Origin of the sequence: Micromonospora sp. WMMD975, from assembly GCF_029581215.1 — a bacterium.
Classification (GTDB): Bacteria; Actinomycetota; Actinomycetes; order Mycobacteriales; family Micromonosporaceae; genus Micromonospora.
Window position 1 is genome coordinate 4,494,591 of sequence record NZ_CP120739.1, and the last position, 24,403, is coordinate 4,518,993.

The window sequence follows — 24,403 nt, forward strand, 5'->3', positions numbered from 1 at the left end:
ACCGGGCTGATCGGTCATGGTGGGCCCGACACTACCCCCCGGGCCAGGCCGACGACCTGTGCAAAGGAGCAAAGGATGAGCGATGCCGAGGCACGCGCCCGCCGGATCGTGACGGATGCGCCGACGGATCTCATCGTGGACCGGCTCGCCGCCGAGCTGCTGCGGACGTACGGGATCACCCGTACCGAACTCTTCCAGGTCGACTACCGGCTCGCCGAACTGCTGCCGCTGGGCGGCGGCGAGTCCGTCACCGGCCCCGGCCACCCGGCCTGGTACGCCTTCGACCACCAGGAGCCGATGGTCGCCGACGGCACCGGCTGGTTCCCGGTGGGGATGCGCGGCGAACGGCGTGGGGTGCTCCGGGTCTCGCCGGCCCCGGCCGATCCGGCCGCCCGCGCGGAACTGGCCACCATCGCCGCCGTGCTCGGGCACGAGTTGGCCGCCGTGACCTCGACCACCGATGTCTACCTGACGGCCCGGCGCAGTCGGCGCCTCACCCTGGCCGCCGAGATGCAGTGGGAGCTGCTGCCCGGGCGCAGCCGGATCCGTCCGTCGTTCGCCCTGGCCGGGCAGTTGGAGCCGGCGTACGCGGTGCGCGGGGACAGCTTCGACTGGTCCGACGACGGCCACCGGCTCTGGCTCGCGGTGCTCAACGGCTTCGGCGAGGGGGTGGCGGCGGCGCTGCTCACCTCACTTGCCACCTTCGCGCTGCGCAACGCGCGCCGGGCCGGGCTGTCCCTGGCCGACCAGGCCGCCCTGGCCGACCAGGCGATCTATGCGCAGCACCGGGGCCGGCAGCACCTGGCCGTGCTGCTGATGGAGGTGGACCTGGCCACCGGGGCGCTCACCGCGGTCGACGCCGGCTCGCCCCACCTGATCCGGCTGCGCGCCGGTGCGGTGACCCAGCAGGTGCTGGACAAGCAGTTCCCGCTCGGCATGTTCGACGGCACCGACTACCGGGAGCAGCGGTTCCAGTTGGCGCGCGGGGACCGGCTCTTCGTGGTGAGCGACGGGGTGGTCGACGCCGCCGCCGGCCGGATCCGTTACGGCGAGTCGGCCCTGGACCGGTTCCTGCGCCACACCGGCCCGCTGGAGCCGCTGGACGCGGTCCGGTCGCTGATCGGCGACCTGCGGGCCTTCGTCGCCGGTGACCTGGTGGACGACGCGGTGGTGGTCTGCCTGGACTGGTTGGGGCCGCAGCCGGAGAACGGGCCGGATCAGTAGGCGCCGCGACTGCCGAGCACCGCGCCGAACGTCTTCCAGAGGATGGTCAGGTCGGCCGCCAGGGACCAGTTCTCCACGTAGTAGAGGTCGAGCCGGATGCCGTCCTCCCAGCTCAGGTCCGACCGGCCGCTGACCTGCCAGAGGCCGGTCATGCCGGGCTTGACGAGCAGCCGGCGGGCCACGTCGCCGTCGTAGCGGGCCACCTCGGAGGGCAGCGGGGGGCGTGGGCCGACCAGGCTCATCTGACCGAGCAGCACGTTGGCGAGCTGGGGCAGCTCGTCCAGCGACCACCGGCGCAGCAGCCGGCCGGTCCGGGTCACCCGTGGGTCGTCGCGCATCTTGAACATCAGGCCGTCGGTCTCGTTGCGGGCGGCCAGCTCGGCGAGCAGGGCGTCGGCGTTGACCACCATGGTGCGGAACTTGAAGACGCCGAACTCCTTGCCGCCCTGGCCGACCCGGGTCTGTCGGAACAATACCGGGCCACGGCTGTCCAGCTTGATGGCGAGCGCGAGCACCAGCAGCAGCGGCGAGAGCAGGAGCAGGGCGATCAGCGACAGCGAGCGGTCGACGAATCCCTTGACCAGCTTGCGGGCGCCACGGAACTCGGGCGCCTCGACGTGGATCAGGGGCAGGCCGGCGACCGGGCGGGTGTGGATGCGCGGGCCGGCGACGTCGGTGAGCGCCGGGGCCACCACCAGGTCGACCCCGGTGCCTTCGAGTTGCCAGCCGAGGCGGCGCAGCCGGGCCGCGGTCAGCTCACCGGAGGCGGTGACCGCCACCGTGTCCGCCCCGATCGCGGTGGCCGCGTCCGGGATGCCGCGGAACGACCCGACCACCGGCACGTCGCCCAGCCGCTGCGGCACCGGGGCGAGCAGCGCGTCCGGGATGCAGGCGCCGACCACCTGGTAGCCGGCGTACGGCTCCCGGCGCAGGGTGTGCACCAGCTCCAGCACGTGCGCGGTGTCGCCGACCACGAGCACCTTGCGGGACCAGCCGGCGCCCCGGTCGCGGGCCCGGTGCAGCCGCTTGCGGGCCGCGAACCGCGCCACCTCCAGCCCGATCGTGCCGACCGCGAAGGTGATGGCCAGGAAGCCCCGGGACACTCCGACGTCGGCGATGTAGCCGGCGATGGCGATGGCGCCGGCCAGCCGCAGGCTCGCCGCGCTGACCCGGCGGTATTCGTCCGCGCCGTAGCCGAGCACCTGGTCGTCATAGCAGCGCATCGCCTTCAGCGACACCAACCAGACCAGCAGGAGCACCGGCGCGACCACCACGTAGGAGATCTCGGAGCCGCTCGGTTGTTCGTCGCCGAATCGGGCCAGGTAGCCGGCCAGGATGGCCACGGCGAGCACGGCGGTGTCGAGCACCACCAGGAACCGGATGTAGGCCCGCTCCGCGGCTCGTGTCGTCGCCCCGGGTCGCTCGCCCCCGGGTCGCGACGTCCTGGCAGGGGTCAACAGCGTCGCCGAGGTCACCGGCCCTCCCCACTTACTTGCCTATCGCCCCGTCCCCGCCCGGTCCCGGAGAGGACCCGCGGTCGAGGCACCAGGACATCATGCCAGGACAATTATGGTTACCAATTGATTCGGACACATTACCGTCAGTTCACTTCCCGTGTCTTGACCCGGGAAGCCTTTCGCCGTACCGGAAACCCCGGTACGGCGGAAGGAGGTCGCTGACCCGCAGGTCAGCGCGGTGCGGGCGGACGCAACGCGATCGCCTGGAGGAAGATTTCACCGATCTTGCTCGGGTCGGTGGTCACGAACGCGCCACCGCCGACCGTGTCCGTGATCGACTTGAGCTCGGCCCGGTTCACCTCGTTGCCGATACCGATGATGATCACCTGCACCGGCTGCTCGTCGTCCTTGAGCTTTTCGAGCTGGGCCAGCAGCCCCTTCTGCGAGATGCCGTTGTCGTCCTCGTTCTTGCCGTCGGTGAAGAGCACGATCGAGTTGACCTTGCCGGGCTCCCAGTCCTGCTGCACCTTCTTGTACGCCGCCAGCATCGTGTCGTAGAGGCCGGTGTCACCGTTGGAGGGCCGGACGTTGGCCAGGCCGCGCTGAAGCGCGCCCCGGTTGCTCGACAGCGGACGGATCGGGACCAGCTCCCGCCAGTCCTGCGGGCCCTGGAGGTTGGTGGAGAAGGTCCACAGGCCGATCGACCAGGAGTCGTCGAAGAGCCCGAGGCCCTGACCCGCGGCTGCCACCGTGACCTGCTCCCGGCTGGCGCCGTTGGCGGTGGCCACCGGCTTCTTCATCGAACCGGAGACGTCGATGACGCAGAGCATGCGGCCGGACTGGGTGGCCACCGACCAGGTGGTGGTCGCGGTCGAGATGGCGACCGGGTCGAGGTCGGCCGCACCGCCCTGACCGGACGGCGGGACCTGCTTCTCGCCGCCGTTGGCCGGGCTCGGCGCGCCCGTCGGCGCCTGGAAGCCACGCCCCCAGTTGCCGTCCGGCGCGCGCAGCGACTGGGCGGCGAGCCGGTCCTTGAAGTCCGCGGACCGCAGCGCCTCGAAGAGCACCCGCGCGGCCGAGGCCTTGCTCGGCTCGATGCCGGGCAGCACCGCGAACGGGAAGTCGAGCGGGATCGGCGCCGGATCCAGGTAGAGCGCGGCCAGCTTGATCGGCGGCTTGGTGTTGTTGTACGCGATCACGTCTTCCTCGGACAGCGCCGCCGCGCCCAGTCCGTTGGCGATGGCCGTCGGGTCGGACGAGCGCGGGAACCGCGCGAGCAGGTCCTGCCGGAGCGAGGAGCGGTTGGTGGCAAGCGCGCGCAGGGCCCCGACCATCGCCTCCTGGGCCTTCGGGGATCCGGCCTCACCGGTGGAGCTGGCCGCCGCGGTCAACGAGAGCAGGCCGGACAGGCCGGCCGCGTCCTGGGTCGGCTCCACGATCCCGGCCCGGAGCGGCTTGCTGGAGGTCACCTGCTGGAGCATGTCGGACCAGCGGAACTCCTTGTCCGGCCAGCCGATCCGCGCGGCCACCGGCTCGGGCAGCGCGACCACCACCGGGCTGCGCGCGATCGACGCGCCGTTGGCCGGCGCGAAGGCGCTGGCGCCGCCGGCCTTGAGCCGCACCAACCAGGTCGAGGAGTCCGGCACCCAGACGTCGGGGGTGACCGCGGTGCCACTGGCCTGCCCGACGCCGGCCAGGGTGGCGCCGTGTTTGCTCGCCACGGCGGCGGCCACGTCCACCGACTCGGCCGCCGTGACGTTCACCGCGATGCAGGTCTCGCCGACGCGGGCGCCGTTGGCGACCCAGTCGTCGGCGGCGCCGCGTACCGCCGGGGCGATCTCCGAGGCAGCCGCCACCGACAGCTCGATCCGGCCCGAACAGTTCGGGCCGGCCAGCTGCTGGTAGCCGAACCAGGAACCGGCTACGACGGCGACGAGAGCGGTTGCCGCCGCGGCGGCACCTGCCCCACGGAGGTTGGAACGCATGCGATGGCGGCCAGACACGGTGACCATCTTGCGTATCTCGTGGGGTTACTGCCACAACCGTTCGGACGAAAGTTACGCAGGAGCAATACTTGATCACTTAAATGATACGCTGAGTTATGGATCAGTAACTTAGGTGATCACCTTCCATTACGGACAGCGCATACGGTCACCATTTCGTCACATCAAAACGCAGGTCGGGCTGCTGGCCGGCACCGGCTCCCCGACCGGCTCCGGCACCCCGGTGCCGGAATCCACCCGGAAGACCCGGATCAGGTCGGCCCGCTCGTCGGCCACGTACAGGTGCGCCCCGGCCAGCGCGAAGTGCCGGGGCCACCCGCCGCCGGCGTCCACCTCCGCCACCAGCTCCGGCGCCGCGCCGCCCAGCGCGAAGACCGCCACCGTGCCCACGCCGCGGTTGGCCACGTAGAGAAAGCGCCCGTCCGGCCCGACCGCCACCTCGGAGGGCTGGACGTGCCCGGTCCGGCCGCTGGCGTCGAGCCGGGCCCGCTGGTGCAGCCCGTCCGGTGTCAGGTCGTACGCGGTGACCGTGCCGTCCAGCTCACCGACCAGCCAGCAGCGCCGCCCGTCCGGGTGCCGGGCCAGGTGCCGGGGCCCGGTGCCGGCAGGCGTCCGCAACCGGGGTCGCCGGGGCACCAGCCGCCCCGAGTCGGCGTCCAGGTCGTACCGGTAGACCGAGTCGGTGCCCAGGTCCACGGCGAGCAGCGGCCCACCGTCCGGGGCGGGCGACACCATGTGGCAGTGCGCCCGCTCCTGCCGCTGCGGATCGGCGCCGTGCCCCTCGTGCCGGACCAGGTCGGTGCGCTCCCCCGGCACGCCGTCGGCGTCCAGCGGGAACACCGCCAGGCTGCCGCCGCCGTAGTTGGCCACGAACAGGTGCCGCCCGTCCGGCGCGACCGCGAGATGACACGGCTCGGCCCCACCGGTCGGGCGTACGCCAAGCGGCGCGAGGTCGCCGTCCGGCGCCACCCGGAACGCGCTCACCCGGCCCTCGGAGAGTTCGTTGACGGCGTACACCACGGGCCGCACCGGATGCCGGGCGAGGAACGACGGCGACGGGGTGGCCGCCACGGTGCCGAGCGGCGTCAACGCACCGGTCGCCGGGTCGCGCCGCGCCGCCACGATCCCGTCCGCCCGCCCGTCCGACTCCGCCGTGTAACCGCCGATGTGGACGATCTCGTGCTGCCCGGTCAACGTTCCCACCTTCCGCCGTTGCTGCTGCGATCCCATCCGGCTGCCCGCGCGGCCGGGGGTCAGCCCACCGGCACCGGTTCGCCCCGCTGCCGGGCCACGTGCTCGACCAGCGAGATCAACACCAGTTTGCCGGACTGCCGGTCCCGGGCGTCGCACAACACCAGCGGGACCTCCGGATCGAGGTCCAGCGCGTCGCGGACCGCCTCCAGCCCGAACCGCCGGGACCCCTCGAAGCAGTTCACCCCCACCACGAAGGGAATGCCCCGCTGCTCGAAGTAGTCGATCGAGGGGAAGCAGTCGGCCAGCCGGCGGGTGTCGGCGAGCACCACCGCGCCGAGCGCGCCGAAGGCCAACTCGTCCCAGAGGAACCAGAACCGGTCCTGCCCCGGTGTGCCGAACAGGTAGACCTGGAGATCGTCGTTGATGGTGATCCGGCCGAAGTCCATCGCCACCGTGGTGGTCGACTTCTGCTCCACGCCGGAGACGTCGTCGGTGCCGAGACCCGCCCCGGTCAGCACCTCCTCGGTCTGCAACGGGCGGACCTCGCTCAACGCGCTGACAAGCGTCGTCTTGCCGGCGCCGAAGCCACCCGCGATGAGGATCTTCAAAGCCAGCGGCACGGCCGGCTCCCGATCAAAGCGCACGGAGTCCATTGACCACCGCCTTGAGGATGTTGTCGTCGGGCAGGTACGCGGCGGCCGGAGGCCGGTGCACCGCGACGAACCCATGGGCGAGAAGATCGCCGAGCAGCACCCGGATCACACCCACGGCGAGATCCAGGTCGGCGGCGAGGTCGGCGACGGCCTTCGGCCGCCGGGCCAGCTCGACCAGGCGGCGGTGCTCCGGCTGGAGACCGGGTATGCCGGCCGGCTCGGCCGCCGACGTGGTCAACACGAAGGCCAGCAGGTCGAAGCCGTCGACCGGCGGACGCACCCGCCCGCCGGTGAGTGTGTACGGGCGCACCACCGGACCGGCGTCGGCGTCCAGCCACTCGTGCGCCGGCACCGGTGGCTCAGCTCGCATCGGTCGGCTCCACGATCCGGGCCGGCGCGGCCAGGTTCTCGCCGACGCGGATCACAAGCATCGCCATCTCGTACGCCACCAGACCGATGTCGGCCTCGGCGTCGCTTGCCACGGCCAGGCAGGCACCCTGCCCGGCGGCCGTGACGAACAGGTACGCCGACTCCATCTCCACCACCGTCTGCCGGACCGCGCCGCCGTCCAGGTGCCGGGTGGCCCCCTTCGCCAGGCCGGAGAAGCCGGAGGCCAGCGCGCAGAGGTGCTCCGCGTCGGTGCGGTCCTGGTCGGCGGAGGCGCCGAGGAGCAACCCGTCCGCCGAGAGGACCACCGCCCGCCGGGCCCCCGGCACGCGCTCCACCAGGTCGTCGAGCAGCCAGTCGAGATCGGCGTTCTGCCGCGTCGTGTGCACCACTAGGCGTCCCTCTCTGTCACGGTTCGTTGGTCCGGCGCCGGCGGGGAGGGCTCCGTGGCCGGCTCCGGCGCGGACGGCGTACCGGTGTCACCCGGCGCGCCGGTGGGCTTGACCGGACCGGCGTCCCCGATCCGTGCGACCGTCGGACCACCGGCGGCGCGCGTGCCGTCCCGGCGCCCGCGCGCGGTGCCGGCCTGCAACGCGGACATGGCCCGGCGAGCCTCCTCCGGCGGGCGGAGGGCCGGGGTGTCGGCGGCGACCGCGCGGGGACGCGCCGCCGGGCCACGCCGCCGCACCCGGCGGGGCAGGCCGTCGTCGTCGGCGGGCGGTTCCACGGTCGAGGCGCGGGCCGCCGCCAACGGGATCACGGTGGACTCCGGGCGCTCCCGGCCCGGCCGGGTCGACCGGCCGCGGGGCACCGTGGTCAACCGGCTCACCTTCGCCATCCGCCGCCGCTCCGGGCCGGCGACGGCATCCGAGCCGACCGGCGGCTCGTCGGTGATCAGGTCCGACGGGAGGAACACCGCCGCAGTCGTCCCGGCCGGACGCCCCGGTCGGAGCTCCACCCCCACGCCGTGGCGCGCGGCCAACCGGGCCACCACGAACAGGCCCAGCCGGGCGCTGTCGGTCGGGTCGAACTCCGGCGGGACGGCCAGCTTGCGGTTGGCCGCCGCCATCGCCGGCGGGGACATGCCGAGCCCTCGGTCGGTGATCTCGATCAGATAGCCGCCCGGCAGGGTACGACCGGTGACGTCCACCCGGGTCCCGGGCGGGGAGAAGGCGGTCGCGTTCTCGATCAGCTCGGCGAGCAGGTGGATCACGTCACCGACGGCCCGGCCGAGCACCCCGGCCGGTTGCGCGTCGCCCACGTCGACCCGGTCGTACGCCTCGACCTCGGAGATCGCCCCGCGCATCACGTCCACCGCCGCGACCGGCCGCCGCCACCCCCGCCCCGGCGCGGCCCCGGCCAGGATGACCAGGTCCTCGGCGTGCCGGCGGAGCCGGGTGGCGAGGTGATCGACCTGGAACAGTCCGGCCAGCTCGTCCGGGTCCTCGGTGCGCCGTTCCAGCCGGTCCAGCAACGCCAGTTGACGGTGGACCAGCCCCTGGCTGCGTCGGGCCAGGTTGAGGATGACCTCGTTGAACCCGCGGCGCAGGGTGACCTCGTCGGCCGCGGCGCGTACGGCGGTCCGGCGCACCTCGTTGAACGCGCGCGCCACCTGGCCGATCTCGTCCCCGCCGTGGTCCAGCTCGGGGGCCTCGCGGGCGACGTCGACCTCCTCGCCCCGGCGCAGCCGGGCGACGACGTCGGGCAGCCGCTGCTCGGCCACCTCGGTCGCGGCGGTGCGCACGCTCGTCAGGCGCTGCGCCAGCGACCGGCCGACCCGCAACGCCACGAGCACGCAGACCACGATCGCGACCAGGCCGAGCACTCCGGCGACGGCGAGCTGGATCAGGATCCGCGCCGCAATCGGCACCGAACGTTCGGTGAGACCGTCCGCCCCGCGCAACTCGAAGTCACGCAGGCCCGCCCAGACCTCGGCGTGGCTGGTCTCCCAGGCACGCACGTCGAAGCGGGCGGGCAGGGCGGGAGAGCGGATCAGGGCGTCCTGGAGGGCGCGCAGCCGGAGGAACGCACCGCCCTCGGTCAGTCGCTGGTAGTCCGCCCGCTCGTCGGGCGGCAGATCGGCGACCGCGTTCTCGGTCAGGAACCGCTGGTTCTCCACCGTCCGCACCAGCTGTTCGTGCTCGCCCTCGGCGTACCGGCCGGCGGTGACGGCACCGGCCAGCAGCGCGTCGGCCTGGCCGAGCAGCTCACGGGAGCGCCCCAGCGCGGTGAGCGCGGACGCCTCCCGGTTGATCTGGACGTCGGGCGTCGCGGCCATGGCGGAGAACGCCTGGAACGCCGAGCCGATCATCCCGCTGTAGAGCCCGACCGCGCCGGCCCGGTCCACCTTCCGGTCGTCGATGAAGACCCGCCCCGCGGGCAACGCGTCAAGCGCCGCGCCCAGTTGGTCGAGCCGGGCGTCGAGGTGGTCGTCGGCCGCGTCGCGCAGCTCCTCGCCGTCGATCCGGCGACGCAGCTCGGACACGGCCCGATCGGTGCGCCCGCGTTGCCCGGCCAGCTCCGGCAGGACGCCGTCCCCGGCGAGCTGGACCACCGAGAGCCGTCGTTCCCGTTGCAGCTCGGCGACCACGCTCTCGCCCGGCCGACCCAGGTCGTAGAGGAGGGTACGGGCGGCGAGCAGATCGAGCGCGGGCCCGAAGGTGAGCGTGGTGGCGAAGATCCACAGCGCCAGCAGCCCGGTCACCGGGCCGATGACCAGCGCGGTCAACTTGGCGCGGATCGGCCAGTCGCGGGTGTTCAATCAGACCTCGCCCGGGAAGGTTCGCTGGGTGGCTCCGGCAGCGGCCGGCAGGTCACCGGCCACGACGCCGGAGCCCGACCCGGACGCCTTGGGCAGGATACGTAATCCCCGGCGGATGCACTACCGGCCGTCTCGACGCTCGCTACCGTCCGAGACGAGCCTGGTGGACGCCGTCGGAGCCCGACTCGTCGCCGGACGGGCGTTTCTTCACCCCACCGGGAAAGTGCCCCGGAACGGGATTGGCGATCACCCGCACCAGGGAATACCAGCCTCCGAAGGAGGAGCCATGTCGTCCACCCAGGTAGTCGTCATAGTCATCGTCGTCATCGTCGTCGCCGCGCTCGCCGCGTTCGCCGTGGTCGCGAATCGTCGCCGGGCGCTGCGGCAGCGTTTCGGCCCGGAGTACGACCGGGTCGTCGCCGAGCAGGACAGCCGGGGCGCCGCCGAACGCGAGCTGCGGGAACGCGAGCGTCGGCACGCCGAGCTGGAGCTGACCCCGCTCAGCCCGGAGTCCCGGGCCCGCTACGCCGCCGCCTGGGAGGAGGTCCAGGTGCGCTTCGTCGACTCGCCGGCGGAAACCGTAGGCGAGGCCGACGAGCTGGTCAGTCGCCTGATCGCTGAGCGCGGATACCCCACCGGGGACTTCTCCGACCAGATCGCCCACCTCTCCGTCGAGCACGCCCGCACGCTCACCCACTACCGCGACGCCCACGAGATCCGGCAGCGCAACGAGCGCGGTGAGGCCGGCACCGAGGACCTCCGCCAGGCGCTTGTGCACTACCGGGCCCTCTTCGCCGACCTGCTCGGCGAGGACCCGGTCGCCCAGCAGCCGCCGGAACAGCGCCACCCCGACCCCGAGCACGACGCCACGAGCCGCTGAGGAGCCGCCGCCATGCGCCAGGAAGAGCAGCAGGTCACGCAGGACCACCCCGAGGCCGTACGGTCCGCGCCGGTACCGGTGCCGCCACCGGACGGCCACGCCGACGCCGATCGCGCCGGCCGGGCCGAGGTGCCCGAGGACGCGCTTGACGACCGGGGCACGTTCGACGACCCGGCCGTGGACGACGCGCGGGACGCGGAGCCCGACGCGACGCAGGCGTACGAGACCGGCGCGCCCGACGCGACGCGGGCGCATGACGACGGCGAGCCGGACGACGCGGCCGACCGGGTCGACGACGACGGTCGGGCCGCCTCCTTCCACGAGCCCGCGCCGCTGCCGACGGCGTTCGGCGCGGCCACGGTCGGCGACGCGGTGGCCGCCTCGGCGCTGGCCGGCGGCCGTCCGGAGGACGAGCGGGACGCCCGCGGCGAGGACACCGCCGTCCCGGGCGACGGCGCACCGGGACGCACCGAGCCGCTCGACGACGAGCGGGCCGACCCGACCGCCGGTGACCGGCTGCACGACCGGGACCAGTGGGACGCCGAGCACGCCGACACCGACCGGGACGACACGGTCGTCGACGACACCGACCGGGACGACACCGTCGTCGCCCACGCCGACCGGGACGACACCGCGGTAGCCGACGCGGACCGGGACGGCGTACCGGGATCGAGCCGCGACGACGCGGTGGCCGCCGGCGCGGTCGGCTACGGCAGCCCCGAGCCGGGCCTGGTCGACCCCGACGCCGAGCCGGTCGCCGACACCACCGGACGGCACCACGACACCGTCGACCCGGAAACCGCCACCGCGGCGGCGAGCACGGCCGGCGGCGGCGCGGCGGCCGGGACGCTTGCCGGCGCGGAGCGGCCCGCGTCCGGGGCCGTGCCCGGCGACGCGGCGACGCTGTTCGCCCCGGACGCCGCGCAGGGCTTCCGGGACCGCTGGCGCGACGTCCAGCTGCGCTTCGTGGACGACCCGCAGGCTGCGGTCGGCGAGGCGGAGTCGCTGGTCGAGGAGGCGATCGAGGCGCTGTCCACGGCGCTGCGGGAGCAACGCAGCCGACTCGGCGCCTGGCAGGAGTCCGGCTCGTCCGACACCGAGCAGCTCCGGGTGGCCGTGCGCGGCTACCGCGACTTCCTGGACCGCGTGCTGGGTCGCTGACCTCCCCCACCCGCCACCTCACACGGCCAACGTGTGAGAAGGGGCCCCTTCTCGACGCCAGGCGTTAAGAAGGGGCCCCTCCTTACACCGCACAGCAGGCATGAAACCTCGCGATCGGGGTAACTGCGGGCGCAGCACCCACCCGGATGAGGGGAGCCACAGGCATGGGCGGCGGCCTACGGTTGAACATGAACGCCTTGGACTATCTGATCCTGGCGCTCTATTTCGTCACGGTGCTGGGGGTCGGCTTCGCCGCCCGGCGCGCCATCAAGACCAGCGTCGACTTCTTCCTCTCCGGGCGCTCCCTGCCCGCCTGGGTCACCGGCCTGGCGTTCGTCTCGGCGAACCTGGGCGCGCTGGAGATCATCGGCATGGCCGCCAACGGCGCCCAGTACGGCATCATGACGGTCCACTACTACTGGATCGGCGCCGTGCCGGCGATGGTCTTCCTCGGCATCGTGATGATGCCCTTCTACTACGGTTCCAAGGTCCGCAGCGTGCCGGAATACCTGCGGCTTCGCTTCAACCGCCCCACCCACCTGCTCAACGCGATCAGTTTCGCGGTCGCCCAGGTGCTGATCGCGGGCGTGAACCTCTACGCGCTGGCGCTGATCATGCAGGCGCTGCTGGGCTGGCCGCTCTGGGTCGCGATCGTCATCGGCGCGCTGATCGTGCTGGCGTACATCACGGTCGGCGGGCTGTCCGGCGCCATCTACAACGAGGTGCTCCAGTTCTTCGTGATCATCGCCGGGCTGGTGCCGATCACGGTGATCGGCCTGGTCAAGGTCGGCGGCGTGAACGGACTGATGGACGCGGTGCGGGGCTCCAAGCTCGGCGAGGCCGGCCTGCACGCCTGGCAGGGCACCGGCGGCACCGACAACCCGCTCGGCGCGCACTGGCTGGGCATCGTCTTCGGCCTCGGCTTCGTGCTCTCCTTCGGCTACTGGACCACCAACTTCGCCGAGGTGCAGCGCGCGCTGTCGGCGCGGAACATGAGCGCCGCCCGGCGTACCCCGATCATCGGGGCGTACCCGAAGCTGCTCATCCCGGTCGTCACCGTGATCCCCGGACTGATCGCCCTGATCACGGTTAAGGGCCTGGGCGCCGACCAGGGCGACCTGGTCTACAACAACGCCATCCCGCTGCTCATGCGCGACCTGCTGCCCAACGGCGTGCTCGGCATCGCGGTCACCGGCCTGGTCGCGTCGTTCATGGCCGGCATGGCGGCGAACGTCAGCGGCTTCAACACCGTCTTCACGTACGACATCTGGCAGGCGTACTTCCGGCGGGACCGCCCGGACGACTACTACGTGAAGGTGGGCCGGATCGCCACCGTGGTCGCGGTGGTGGTCGGTATCGGCACCGCGTTCATCGCGGCCGGCTTCAGCAACATCATGAACTACATCCAGGCGCTCTTCTCGGTCTTCAACGCCCCGCTCTTCGGCACCTTCATCATCGGCATGTTCTGGCGTCGGATGAGCGCGCTCGCCGGCTTCTGGTCACTGCTCGCCGGCACCGTGGTGGCGATCGCCACCTACCTGCTCTACAAGACCGGCGTGATCAGCTTCAACTCCGACCTGGAGGAGAGCTTCTGGGGCGCGGGCCTGGCCTTCGTCACGGTCGCGGTGGTGGCCGCGATCATCACCCCGCTGACCCGGCCGAAGACCGACGACGAGCTGACCGGCCTGGTGTACGGCATGAGCAACACCACGCTCGCCGACGACTCGCTGGCCGGCGACGCGGCCTGGTACCGCTCCCCGGTGCTGCTCGGCGTCGTCGCCGTGATCCTCGCCGCCCTCTTCTACATCCCGGTCTTCTGAGGAAGGGACCCACGTCATGGCAGACAACGCGGACCGCTACCAGGACGGCGAGGCCCACGACCCACTCGTCGACGAGACCGAGGACGCCCGGGAGGCAAGCTCGGCGGCGGCCCGGCTGTTCGACATCCGCCGGGTGATCGGTGGGCTGTTCGTCGTGTACGGGCTGATCGTCGGGCTGATGGGGCTCTTCGACTCGTCGGCCGAGATCGACAAGGCGCAGGGCGTCCGGATCAACCTGTGGGCCGGCGCGGTGATGCTCGTGTTCGGGCTGCTCATGCTGCTCTGGCAGCGGCTCAGCCCGACCGAGGTGCAGGAGAGCCGGTCCGACGAGTCCTGACCCGGCCGCGCGTATCCCCGGCCGGTCGGCATGGCCAGCCCGCCACGGGGTACGCCGGGGGGATCAGCGATGGGGACAGGAGGCAGCAGCATGACCGATCGTGACCCCGGTGGCGAGCGCCCGCTGGAGGAGACCCCCGAGGTGGCCTCGGCGGTGGACGACGACAGCACGGTGCCGCAGTTGCGTGCCGGCGGCGCCGACCCGGACAACCCCACGTTCACCGAGCCGGACGGCGCGGTGGCCGACACCGGGTCGCCGGACGTCCTCGGTGACCCGTACGCGGCCGGGACCGGCGCGACCGGCACCGGCACCGGAGCCGGCGGGGACAACGTCCGCACCGGCGCCGAGCAGCCGTGGGAGCCGGCGGACCTGGTACGGGCGCGCGGTCAGGACGTCACCCCGGAGAACCTGGAACGGGCGCGCCGCGACCTGGCCGAGCTGGGTCGGGCGGCGATCGAGAAGACGGTGCCCTGACCTGAACCCGGGGACAGCCGAGGGCCCCTGGTCGACGTGGGCGTCGACCAGGGGCCCGGGGAACCCGCGCGGCGGTGCCTCACTCCCGCCGCCGCGGGTGGTCCGCCGTGGCTCAGAGAGCCGGGTAGGCGTTCTGCATCAGCTGCGCGAACTGGGCCGCGAACCAGGCGCCGGAGATCGGCGCGTCCGGCAGGGCACCGGACATGCTGTTCCCGTTGCGGGCGTTGCCGGTGTACGTCGGGTCGCACATCCGGTCGAAGCCCTTGCCCTCGTTGTTCGGGATCTCCTTGCTGGAGCCGTCCGACTCACCCGGGGGCTTCACCCAGACGTAGGCGTCGATGCCGGACTCCGGCGCCGCCTTCGGCCGCTCGCCGAGACCCGCACCAGCCTGGTTGCACCAGTTACCGGCGTGGAAGCGACGGTCGACCCGACCGCCGTCGACGTAGGCGTCCACGCTGGTCGACGGGCCCGGGCCGGTGGGCCGGGCGGAGCCGCCCCAGCCGTTGCGGGAGGTGTCGATCAGCATGCCGATGTTGCTGTCGAAGCCGATCGAGACCAGCTTCTGCCGGAACGCCTGGGCGAACGAGAGCTCGTCCACGTACTGGTTCCAGTCGATCCACTTGGACTGCCGCACGGTCTGGCCGTTCACCGAGTCGGTGACCTTGATGTACGGCTCGCGGAGCGCGGAGTAGTTCGCCGTGTTGGTGATGAAGCCCTGCACGTTGTGCACGGTGCTGCCGGACGCGACGGCGGCGGCCTTCAGCTGGTCGGCGACCGGGCCGAAGTTGCTGTCCCAGCCGAGCCAGCCGTGGTGACCGGCGTCGATGTAGTTGTAGACGTTGCCGATCGCGCCCAGCTTGGCCAGCGCGTAGCCGACGCCGTTGACGTACGCGCCGTTGGCCTTGACGGTGTCACACATCACGGTGCCGCCCGGGTTGCCCGAGGTGTTGGTCACCAGGTTCGGCAGCGAGTCGATCTCGATGATGTTGACGATGCGCAGGCTCTTGTACTTCGCGTCGTTCTGGATCGCGGCGATCGGGTCGATGTACTCGGACTTGTAGCGCGGCAGCTCGTCCGGACCCAGCTCACCGTTCGAGGCGAGCGCGGAGCAGTCCCGGCCGGGCAGGTTGTAGATGACGAACTGGATGTAGCCGGCGCCCTGGGCGAGCGCGGCGTCCAGGTGGTCACGGACGCCCATCGCGCCGTTGGAGCTGCTGTCCGGGGTGCCCTCGATGGCGGCGATCCGGTCCAGCCACACCGCGGTCGGGTTGTTCGACACCCGGCTACCGCCGGAGACCGACTCGGCCTTGGCCTTCCACTCCGGGTTCACGTACCCCTTGACCCCGACGTAGGGGTTGTCCACCTTCTGCCCGGGCGGGGTGCTGGTGGGCGGCGTGCTCGTCGGCGGGGTGCTCGTCGGCGGCGTGCTGGTGGGCGGGGTGCTCGTCGGCGGCGTGCTGGTGGGCGGCGTGCTGGTGGGCGGCGTGCTGGTGGGCGGCGTACCGCCGTTGCAGACCGTGCCGTTCAGCGTGAACCGGGTCGGCTTCGGGTTGCTGCCGCTCCACGCGCCGTTGAAGCCGATGTTGGTGCTGGCGCCGGTGCCCAGCGAGCCGTTGTAGGACTCGTTCTGCGCGGTGACGTTCTGGCCGCTCTGGGACCACTTCGCCGACCAGCCCTGCTGCACGCGCTGGCTGCTGTTTCCAAAGGTGAAGCCGAGGTTCCACGAGCTGACCGGGTCACCGAGGTTCTTGATGACCACGTTGGCGGTGAAGCCGCCGGCCCAGTCGTTGGTGGTGTAGTCCACGCTGCACTGCGTTGCGGCCTGCGCCGCGGTGACCGGGAGGGTCACCAGCCCGCCGGCCACGAGGACGCCGGCGCCGGTGAGCGCCAACGTCCGGCTCCGGCCGGACAGCCTTCTCCACAGATTCATACCAGTGATCTCCTTGGGCGAGACCGGATCCGCGTACGGCCCGGCGGAATGGCGGCGGCGGTCGCCCTGCGGGAACGACCGTGCACGCCACGGGTCACTTCGGGGACGCCCGACCCGGACGGGCGTGAGGGTGGTGGTGCCGACCGGTCCGCAGGACCGGCCGTGGGGAGCCGGACGTCGTTCCGGTGAGACCGGCTGCCCTCGACGTCTGAGCTCGCGGTGTGGCTCCCCGAACCGCGTGCAGCGATTCTTGCATGGGAGCGCTTCCATGGCAATGCCTCGATGCGCCCCTCGACCTTACCCCCACCCCGTCCCCCCGCCCCCGCCACGCCCAGCGCGCCGCGCGCCACCGGGCCGCATTCGCACCTGGATCGGCCAGGTTCCCACCTTTCGGCCCATTGATGTCGACAGGCGAGACAAGGCGGCACAGGAGGCGTAGTTGGGTGCGGGGCGGCCTCTGATGCGCTAAAGCCGCATCATTGGCAAACTTCTAAAAACGAATCTTTCCCCGAATATGTCGCGAAAGAGTCTAACGTCGGCCTTAGCTCGACTGACGTCGGGCTCAGGACGAACAGGGATGGAGTGACGCTGCTCATGGCTAAGAAGATGCTCGGGAAGGTCGTTGCGGGTGCCGCCCTCGGCGGTGCCGGCCTTCTCGCGTTCACCCCAGGCATGGCCAACGCGGGCGGGCACGACAACGAGGGCAAGGTCATCGCCAAGCCGCACGTGGTCAAGGCCGGTGACACCGTTGACCTGCTCCAGATCTGCTCCGAACCACAGGAGCACGCCTACGTCTGGTCGAAGGTGACCGGCAAGGTCGACCTCCACCCGGCCCGCGACGGCGAGCACGGCGAGTGGGCCGACGGCGGCGACTCGGCCGACCACGGCGGCGAGTGGGCCGACGGCGGAGGCTGGGCCGACGGCGGGGACTGGGCCGACGGCGGGGGCTGGGCCGGCCGGGGCGACGACTGGACCGAGGACGCCGACCAGGGCCCCGACGGCAAGGACGGGCACGGCGACGACCACGGCAAGGGCCCCGAAGGCAAGGACGACAAGGGCAAGGCCCCCGAGGGCAAGGACGACAAGGGCAAGGACGGGCACGGCCCGGGCGAGGCGGGAATGCCGGAACCGCCGGCCGACCCGAAGCCCGGCGGGGTGGGGGCCGGCATGGCCGACGCCGCCGCCGGCGAGGGCCCGGAGGAGTACGGCCAGGCCGCAGAGCCGGGCTGGGACGCCGCCCTCTGGGCCGACGACCAGCACGCCAAGGACGGCAAGGACGGCAAGGACGCCAAGGACGGTAAGAACGGCAAGGACGGCAAGGACGGCAAGGACAGCCACGGCGAAGACGCCAAGGACGAACACGGCAAGGACGGAAAGGACGAACACGGGGGCGACGAGTACGGGCACGGCGGGGACGAGGCCGGCTGGGAGCGCGGGAAGGACTTCGTCTACTACGGCGAGGCCCACGTCTCCGAGGACGCCCACCCGGGCCGGTACGAGTTGTCGGGCTCCTGCGGCGAGGGCGAACTCGTGGTCCTGCCCCGCGGCGGGGTCGACGGCGGTGACGGCGGCATGGCCACCACCGGCATGAACCGCGGTCTCGCCACCGGAGGTGCCGGAATGATCGGTGCCGCCGCGCTTGGTGGCCTGGTGCTGCTGCGTCGGCGGCGGGCCAGTGACCTGGTCTGATCGGACGACGACCCGGGCCGGCGGCCGTCACGGGAGACCGTGGCGTGCCGCCGGCACGGCGCTCGTCGTCCTGCTCGCCATGGTGGGCTCCGGCCTGATCGGCGCGTCCGTGCGCACCGTCCCGCCGCCTGCCCCGCCGCAGCCGATCGCGCAGGCCGGCACGACGGACCCCGCCGAGCCGGCGACCGATGGGATCCTCCAGGCCGACAAACCGTGGTACGCCCCCGCGCCGGAGTCGATCCCGCCGGATCCGACGGAGCCAACGGGGCTACCGGGAACGACCGGAACAGCAGGACCGGCAGGAGCGACCGGAACAACCGGAACGACCGGAACACAGGGACCAACCGGACCGGCGGCACCGGGCGGACCGGCGGCACCGGGCGGACCGGCGGCACCGGGCGGGACAACAGGACCGGCAGGACCCGCAGGACCCGCAGGACCGGACGGCACGACGGGACCCGCAGGACCGATCCGACCAGCGGGACCGAACGGACCAGCGGCGGCGCCGGGCAGACCTGCGCCGACGGCGACGCTCACGGGCGCACCGGGCAGGCCCGGCGGCGTGCCGGCCGGACTGGCGCGGTCGGTGCCCACCACCATCGTGATCCCCCGGATCGGGGTACGCGCCGAGATCATGACGCTCGGCACCAACCCGGACGGCACGGTTCAGGTGCCCCCGCTGGACCAGGCGATGAAGGCGGCCTGGTACTCCCCCGGCGCCAGCCCCGGTGAGGTCGGCAACGCCGTCGTCGTCGGGCACGTCGACTCCGCCAAGCTCGGCCCGGCGGTCTTCTTCAGCCTCGGGGCCCTGGTGCGAGGCGACATCATCGCGGTGTCCCGGCAGGACGGCTCGACCGCCACCTTCACCGTGGACGACGTCCGGTCGTACCCGAAGACAGCCTTCCCGGCGGAGCAGGTCTACGGCCCGTCCGCCGTGCCCGGCCTGCGGGTGGTGACGTGTGGCGGGGTGTTCGACCAGGCCGCCGGCAGCTACCTGAACAACATCGTCGTCTACGCACACATGACCGCATGACCCGGCGCCGGCGCGTCGGGTGTTAAGCGGGGCCCCCGCCTCTACCGAATGCGTTAAGCGGGGGCCCCGCCTTACACCTCAGGCCGCCGCGGACGTCCGGACCAGGGTGCGGATCTGGCGCAGCAGGACGGACAGCGCGGACAGGTCGGCGCGGGACTCGTCGAACTCTCCCATCGCCCGGTGCGCGCGGTGGATCGAGGTCGCGTTGGCCTGTTCCCACTCCTGCACCCGCTCCACCGGCGGGAGGCTCTCCGAGGTGGAGCCGAGCACCTCCGCGGTGAGCGCGGCCAGCGCGGCGTACAGGTCGTAGCGCAGCGCCATCCGGGCCAGTGTCTGCCAGCGGTCCTCCCGGGGCAGCAGGGAGATCTTCGACAGCAGGGCGTCCACCCGGAACCGGTCGGAGAGCACGAAGTAGACCGACGCCACCTCGCTCACCTCCCGGCCGGTCGTCTGCGCCGTCTCGACGATGTCGAGCAGGCCGAAGCTGTACATCAGGCGGGTCGCCCGCACGGCCAGTTCGCGCGGCAGTCCTCGGTCGGTGAGCGACCCGATGTGCGCCGCGATCGCCTCCCGCTCGGTGCCCCAGAACAGGTGTTCCAGGTCCGGCATGAGCTGGGTCACTCCGTCGCGCAGCCGGGCGATCTCCGCCGGCACGTCGATCGGGGAGCGCCGGTTGGTGACCAGCCAGCGCACCGCGCGGTCGAGCAGCCGTCGGGTGTCCAGGTAGACGGCGGTCTGCAACTCGGGCGACACCTTGTTGTCGAGCGCTTCGACCGCGTTCCACAGGTCGCCCAGTTCGAACACCTCGCGGACCACCACGTAGGCGCGCAGCACGTCCGCCGCCGAGGCGGCCGTCTCCTCGACCACCCGGAACACGAACGAGATGCCGCCCCGGTTGATCGCCTCGTTCACCAGCACCGTGGTGACGATGTCCCGGCGCAGCCGGTGCCGGCCCATCCGGTCGGCGAAACGCTGCCGCAGCGGGGTCGGGAAGTAGTTGACCAGGACGTCTGTCGTCCACTCCTCGTCCGCCAGCCCCTCGCTGACGATCTCCCGTTCCAGCACGATCTTCACGTACGCGAGCAGCACCGCGAACTCCGGCGCGGACAGTCCGCTCTCGGTGCGTACCGCCAGTTCCTCGTCCGGCGGCAGCGCCTCCAGCGCCCGGTCCAGCGCGCCGGACCGCTCCAGCTCGTTGATCATCCGTCGGTGCACCGGCAGCAGCGAGGCGGCCTGGGCCTGGGCGTTGTTGATCGCCCGGGCCTGGTCGTAGTTGTCCCGCAGCACCAGCTCGGCGACCTCGTCGGTCATCTGGGCCAGCAGCTCGTCGCGCTCGGGCCGGTCCAGCTCGCCGTCGGCGACCGCCGTGTTCAGCAGGATCTTGATGTTCACCTCGTGGTCGGAGCAGTCCACCCCGGCCGCGTTGTCGATGAAGTCGGTGTAGATGCGACCGCCGCCCGCGGCGTACTCGATCCGGCCCTGCTGGGTGAAGCCCAGGTTGCCGCCCTCGCCGACCACCCGGCAGCGCAGGCCCTTGCCGTCCACCCGGATGGCGTCGTTGGACTTGTCCCCGACCTCGGCGTTGGTCTGCGTCGACGCCTTGACATAGGTGCCGATGCCGCCGTTCCAGAACAGGTCCACCGGCGCGGTGACGATCGCTTTCATCAGCTCCTGCGGGCTGAGCTGCGTGACGCCGTCGTCGAGGCCGAGCACCGCGCGCACCTGCGGCGTGATCGGCACCGACTTCGCGGTACGCGGGAAGATGCCGCCGCCGTCCGAGATCAGCTCCGGGTCGTAGTCCTCCCACGACGACCGGGGCAGGTCGAACAGCCGCTTGCGTTCCCGGTAGGAGGTGGCGGCGTCCGGGTCCGGGTCGAGGAAGATGTGCCGGTGGTCGAAGGCGGCCACCAACCGGATGTGCTCCGACAGCAGCATGCCGTTGCCGAACACGTCGCCGGACATGTCGCCGACGCCGACCACGGTGAAGTCCTGGGTCTGGGTGTCGTGCCCCAGCTCCCGGAAGTGCCGCTTCACCGACTCCCAGGCGCCCCGGGCGGTGATGCCCATCTTCTTGTGGTCGTAGCCGGCCGAGCCGCCGGAGGCGAACGCGTCACCGAGCCAGAACCGGTGCGCGGTGGAGATCTCGTTGGCGATGTCGGAGAACGTCGCGGTGCCCTTGTCCGCCGCCACCACCAGGTAGGGGTCGTCGGCGTCGTGCCGGACCACGTCCTCGGGCGGCACGATCTCGCCGCTGACGATGTTGTCGGTGACGTCGAGCAGCGCGGAGATGAACTCCTTGTAGCAGACCACCGCCTCGTCCCGGTCGCCCGGCTTCTGCTTGAGCACGAAGCCGCCCTTGGCGCCGACCGGCACGATCACCGCGTTCTTCACCATCTGCGCCTTGACCAGGCCCAGCACCTCGGTACGGAAGTCCTCGCGCCGGTCGGACCAGCGCAGGCCGCCCCGGGCCACCGGCCCGAACCGCAGGTGCACGCCCTCGAACCGGGGCGAGTAGACGAAGATCTCGAACTTGGGCCGGGGCGCCGGCAGGTCCGGGATGGCCTGCGGGTCCAGTTTGAACGCGACGTACGGCTTGGGCCGCCCGCCCACCGGCCTCTGGTAGAAGCTGGTACGCAGCGTGGCCTGGATCAGCGTCAGGTAGGCGCGCAGGATCCGGTCCTGGTCGAGGCTGGCCACCTCGTCCAGCGCCTCGCCGATCGCGTCGACGAGGTCGCCGCTGCGCTGCCGGCGCTCGTCGAGCGTGGCCGCGCCGGGCGCGAACCGGGTCTCGAAGAGCTGCACCAGCAGCCCGGCGACACGCGGGTACGCGATGAACGTCTGTTCCATGTACTCCTGGGAGAACACGGTGCCGGCCTGCCGCAGGTATTTCGCGTACGCCCGCAGCACCACCACCTGCCGCCAGGTGAGCCCGGTGCGCAGCACCAGCTCGTTGAAGCCGTCCACCTCGGCCTCGCCCCGCCAGGCGGCGGCGAAGGCGTTCTCCACGTGCGGGCGCACCTCGGCCAGGTCCTGGTGCCGCTCGGGCAGCTCCAACCCGAAGTCGTAGAGCCAGATCCGGCCGTCGACGCGCTCCACCTCGTACGGGTGCTCGTCGACCACCTTCACGCCGAGTGAGTGCAGCACCGGCAGCACGGCGGAGAGCATCATCGGCTCGCCGTACCGGTAGACCTTGAACCGCACGTCCATCGTCTCGTCGGCGTCGTTCGCCCGGCCCGCGTGGGCGCGGGGCGCCAACTGCTTGCGGAACAGGTGCATCTCGAGCTGGCCGGGCTCCTCCAGCAGTTCCAGCTTGGCCAGGTCCTTCATCGCCTCGTACGGCGTGTGCCCGTCCTTGTAGCCCTCCGGGAACGCGTCGGCGTAGCGGCTGAACAGGTGCTTGGCCTGCTCGTCGCCGAGCTTGCGCTCCAGCACCAGCCGGTAGTCGTCGTCCCAGAGCCGGGTGGCGTCGGCCAGTTCCTCGGCGAGCAGGTCGGCGTCGATCTCCCCGGGCGGGCTGTTCGGGTCGGTGCGGACGATGAAGTGCACCCGCGCCAGCATCGACTCGGTGACCCGGGTGGTGTAGTCGACGCCGACGCCGTTCAGCTCCCGCAGCAGGATGTCCTGCATGCGGAGCCGGTTCTGGGTGGTGAACCGGTCCCGCGGCAGGTAGATCAGGCAGGAGATGAACCGCCCGTACGCGTCGCGCCGCAAAAACACGCGTAGCTGCCGGCGACCGGCCATCCGCAGCACGCCGATCACCGCGTGGTAGAGGTCGTCGGTCTTGATCTGGAACAGCTCGTCGCGCGGATAGGTCTCCAGGATCTGGAGCAGGTCCTTGCCGGAGTGGCTGCGCAGGCTCAGGCCGGAGCGGTCCAGCACCTCGGCGACCTTCCGCCGGACCACCGGCAGCTCCTGCACGCTGGTCCGGTAGGCGGCGGTGGAGAACAGGCCCAGGAAGCGCCGCTCGCCGACCACCTCGCCGGCATCGTCAAAGATCTTGAAACCGATGTAGTCGAGGTAGGCCGACCGGTGCACGGTGGCCCGCGAGTTGGCCTTGGTGATGATGAGCAGGCGCTTCTCCAGCACCCGCTCGTGCGCCTCCGGGGTCATCGACGCCAGCGACCGGGCCTCCGGCGAGTCGGACCGCAGGATGCCCAGCCCGGTGCCGAGGACCGCCTCGAGGGCCTGCCCGCCGTCCACCCCGTCGGTGTCGACCAGGCGGTACTCCCGGTAGCCGAGGAACGTGAAGTGGTCGTGCGCGAGCCAGCGCAGCAGCTCCACCGAGTCGGTGATGTCCTTCTCCGGCACCGGTGGGCGGTTGTCCGAGGTCCGCGCGGCGGCCAACTCGTCGGCGAGCGCCATCGCCCGCTGCCGCATCTTGGGCCAGTCCTCGACGGCCTCGCGCACGTCGGTGAGCACCCGTTGCAGCTCGCGGCGCAGCGCCTCCCGCTCGGCCGGGTCGCGGACCGGGTCGATCTCGATCCGCATCCAGCTCTCGACCAGGTCGCCGGCGATCGCGTCGTCCGGCTCCACGTCCGCGGAGACCTCGGTGAGCCGGCCCAGCGGCTCGCGCCGGACCACCACGAGCGGGTGCACCAGCAGGTGTACGTCGAGGTGGCGGGAGTTCAGCAGCGCGGTGACGGAGTCGACCAGGAACGGCATGTCGTCGGTGACGATCTCGACCACGGTGTGGTGCTGCTCGGCGTCCGGCTCGTGGATGCGCAGCTTCAGCTCGCCCGGGACCCGCTGCTGCGCCAGGTCCCGGTGCGCCCGGGCCGCCTCCAGCATCTCCTCGGCGGTGAAGCCGATCAGCTCCTCGTCCGGCGCGAACCGCCAGAAACGGTCCACGAGCGTGGCCGCGTCGTGGTCGTCGCCGGCCAGCACGACCGCCTGGGCGACCAGCCGCTCCGCGTTGGGCACCGGCTCGTCCAGCTCGGCGTCCTCCGACTCGTCGACGAGCGCCTGCGTGGGCAGGCCCAGGTCGTAGAGGGTGTCGATGCTGGAACCGGTCATCCCGGTCACTCCTGTGTCGAGGTGGCCGAAACCATCCCCGTCGGTCTCCGAATCGAAGCCGTCATCGTCCCGGCTGGTGTCAGCCTGCCGGAGGTCGGGTCCCGGTTTGATCGCCGGACGCCGGTCCATCGGTGCCACTCCCCTCGACCCACCGCGTTGTGGGTCACTCTGCCGCCCAGCCTAGGCCCTGCCGTTGTGCCCTTCCGTCGGCGGACCACTGGCCGGACGTCCGGATCGGGACTGTGCCCTTTCACCTGTTGCGGGTGCGTGGTCGGCCGGTCGCGGAATACCCGGCTGGCGATGTTCATCACACTGTCACACCGCCCTTCTCGCCGCGCGGAGGCGGTGGCGGGGCGGTGGGGAGCCGCACGCCGTACTAGCGTGCAG

At 72.0% G+C, this 24,403-nt stretch carries 16 protein-coding genes and 2 pseudogenes; 9 read left to right on the forward strand and 9 right to left on the reverse strand.

The features are described from left to right. The first annotated feature begins 75 nt into the window (after positions 1 to 75). On the forward strand, positions 76 to 1,224 hold the full coding sequence (locus O7613_RS19670) for a PP2C family protein-serine/threonine phosphatase (protein ID WP_282289545.1): 1,149 nt from the start codon (positions 76 to 78) through the stop codon (positions 1,222 to 1,224). Here the strand turns inward: O7613_RS19670 and O7613_RS19675 are convergent. The 7 genes from O7613_RS19675 to O7613_RS19705 all read right to left on the reverse strand — a co-directional run bounded on the left by O7613_RS19675 (position 1,218) and on the right by O7613_RS19705 (position 9,679). Further along, complete coding sequence (locus O7613_RS19675; RefSeq protein ID WP_281586971.1) at positions 1,218 to 2,699, reverse strand: sugar transferase; 1,482 nt, start codon at positions 2,697 to 2,699, stop codon at positions 1,218 to 1,220. The two genes, O7613_RS19670 and O7613_RS19675, sit on opposite strands and share 7 nt — an antisense overlap. A gap of 212 nt (positions 2,700 to 2,911) precedes the next feature. Then, positions 2,912 to 4,666 carry a substrate-binding domain-containing protein gene (locus tag O7613_RS19680; RefSeq protein WP_281586970.1) on the reverse strand — a complete coding sequence of 585 codons (1,755 nt, stop codon included), beginning with the start codon at positions 4,664 to 4,666 and terminating at the stop codon, positions 2,912 to 2,914. Positions 4,667 to 4,843: 177 nt separating this feature from the next. Beyond that, entirely contained in the window at positions 4,844 to 5,878 is a 1,035-nt protein-coding gene (locus tag O7613_RS19685) for a lactonase family protein (RefSeq protein ID WP_282289546.1), read from the reverse strand. A gap of 59 nt (positions 5,879 to 5,937) precedes the next feature. Beyond that, a complete protein-coding gene (locus O7613_RS19690; protein ID WP_281586968.1) occupies positions 5,938 to 6,531 on the reverse strand; it encodes an ATP/GTP-binding protein in 594 nt (197 codons plus the stop codon). After that, positions 6,512 to 6,901, reverse strand: coding sequence for a DUF742 domain-containing protein (locus O7613_RS19695; protein ID WP_281586967.1), 390 nt, complete (start codon positions 6,899 to 6,901; stop codon positions 6,512 to 6,514). The genes O7613_RS19690 and O7613_RS19695 overlap by 20 nt, the downstream gene beginning before the upstream one ends. Beyond that, the gene (locus tag O7613_RS19700) at positions 6,891 to 7,310 is read right to left on the reverse strand and encodes a roadblock/LC7 domain-containing protein (RefSeq protein WP_281586966.1); all 420 of its coding nucleotides are present in this window, start codon (positions 7,308 to 7,310) and stop codon (positions 6,891 to 6,893) included. Before O7613_RS19700 ends, O7613_RS19695 begins: the two co-directional genes overlap by 11 nt. Continuing rightward, positions 7,310 to 9,679, reverse strand: coding sequence for a nitrate- and nitrite sensing domain-containing protein (locus tag O7613_RS19705; RefSeq protein ID WP_282289547.1), 2,370 nt, complete (start codon positions 9,677 to 9,679; stop codon positions 7,310 to 7,312). The genes O7613_RS19700 and O7613_RS19705 overlap by 1 nt, the downstream gene beginning before the upstream one ends. Positions 9,680 to 9,965: 286 nt before the next feature. Between O7613_RS19705 and O7613_RS19710 the strand changes: the two genes are divergently transcribed. From O7613_RS19710 to O7613_RS19730, 5 genes are all read left to right on the forward strand, one after another. Then, the gene (locus tag O7613_RS19710; RefSeq protein ID WP_281586964.1) at positions 9,966 to 10,559 is read left to right on the forward strand and encodes a hypothetical protein; all 594 of its coding nucleotides are present in this window, start codon (positions 9,966 to 9,968) and stop codon (positions 10,557 to 10,559) included. Positions 10,560 to 10,571: 12 nt separating this feature from the next. After that, complete coding sequence (locus O7613_RS19715; protein WP_282289548.1) at positions 10,572 to 11,720, forward strand: hypothetical protein; 1,149 nt, start codon at positions 10,572 to 10,574, stop codon at positions 11,718 to 11,720. 188 nt (positions 11,721 to 11,908) lie between these two features. After that, positions 11,909 to 13,540, forward strand: a complete 1,632-nt coding sequence (locus O7613_RS19720) for a sodium:solute symporter family protein (RefSeq protein ID WP_281586962.1) — start codon at positions 11,909 to 11,911, stop codon at positions 13,538 to 13,540. Positions 13,541 to 13,556: 16 nt separating this feature from the next. Continuing rightward, positions 13,557 to 13,877 carry a hypothetical protein gene (locus O7613_RS19725; protein ID WP_282289549.1) on the forward strand — a complete coding sequence of 107 codons (321 nt, stop codon included), beginning with the start codon at positions 13,557 to 13,559 and terminating at the stop codon, positions 13,875 to 13,877. Between the two features lie 90 nt (positions 13,878 to 13,967). Next, positions 13,968 to 14,351: a hypothetical protein gene (locus O7613_RS19730; protein WP_281586960.1), complete on the forward strand. Its 384-nt coding sequence runs from the start codon at positions 13,968 to 13,970 to the stop codon at positions 14,349 to 14,351. A 112-nt stretch (positions 14,352 to 14,463) separates the two neighbouring features. Here the strand turns inward: O7613_RS19730 and O7613_RS19735 are convergent, their stop codons facing one another. Next, positions 14,464 to 16,281, reverse strand: coding sequence for a glycoside hydrolase family 6 protein (locus O7613_RS19735; protein ID WP_282289550.1), 1,818 nt, complete (start codon positions 16,279 to 16,281; stop codon positions 14,464 to 14,466). Between the two features lie 594 nt (positions 16,282 to 16,875). On the opposite strand from O7613_RS19735, the gene O7613_RS19740 reads away from it, so the two are divergent. The 3 genes and pseudogenes from O7613_RS19740 to O7613_RS19750 all read left to right on the forward strand — a co-directional run. After that, on the forward strand, positions 16,876 to 17,970 hold the full coding sequence (locus O7613_RS19740) for a hypothetical protein (RefSeq protein ID WP_282289551.1): 1,095 nt from the start codon (positions 16,876 to 16,878) through the stop codon (positions 17,968 to 17,970). Next, positions 17,957 to 18,127, forward strand: a pseudogene (locus O7613_RS19745) (class F sortase); the annotation flags it as partial. The gene O7613_RS19740 and the pseudogene O7613_RS19745, both read left to right, overlap by 14 nt. A gap of 408 nt (positions 18,128 to 18,535) precedes the next feature. Then, positions 18,536 to 19,003 (forward strand): annotated as a pseudogene (locus O7613_RS19750) (class F sortase); the annotation flags it as partial. A 78-nt stretch (positions 19,004 to 19,081) separates the two neighbouring features. Here the strand turns inward: O7613_RS19750 and O7613_RS19755 are convergent. Continuing rightward, the gene (locus O7613_RS19755) at positions 19,082 to 24,145 is read right to left on the reverse strand and encodes an NAD-glutamate dehydrogenase (protein ID WP_282289552.1); all 5,064 of its coding nucleotides are present in this window, start codon (positions 24,143 to 24,145) and stop codon (positions 19,082 to 19,084) included. Positions 24,146 to 24,403 lie beyond the last annotated feature (258 nt).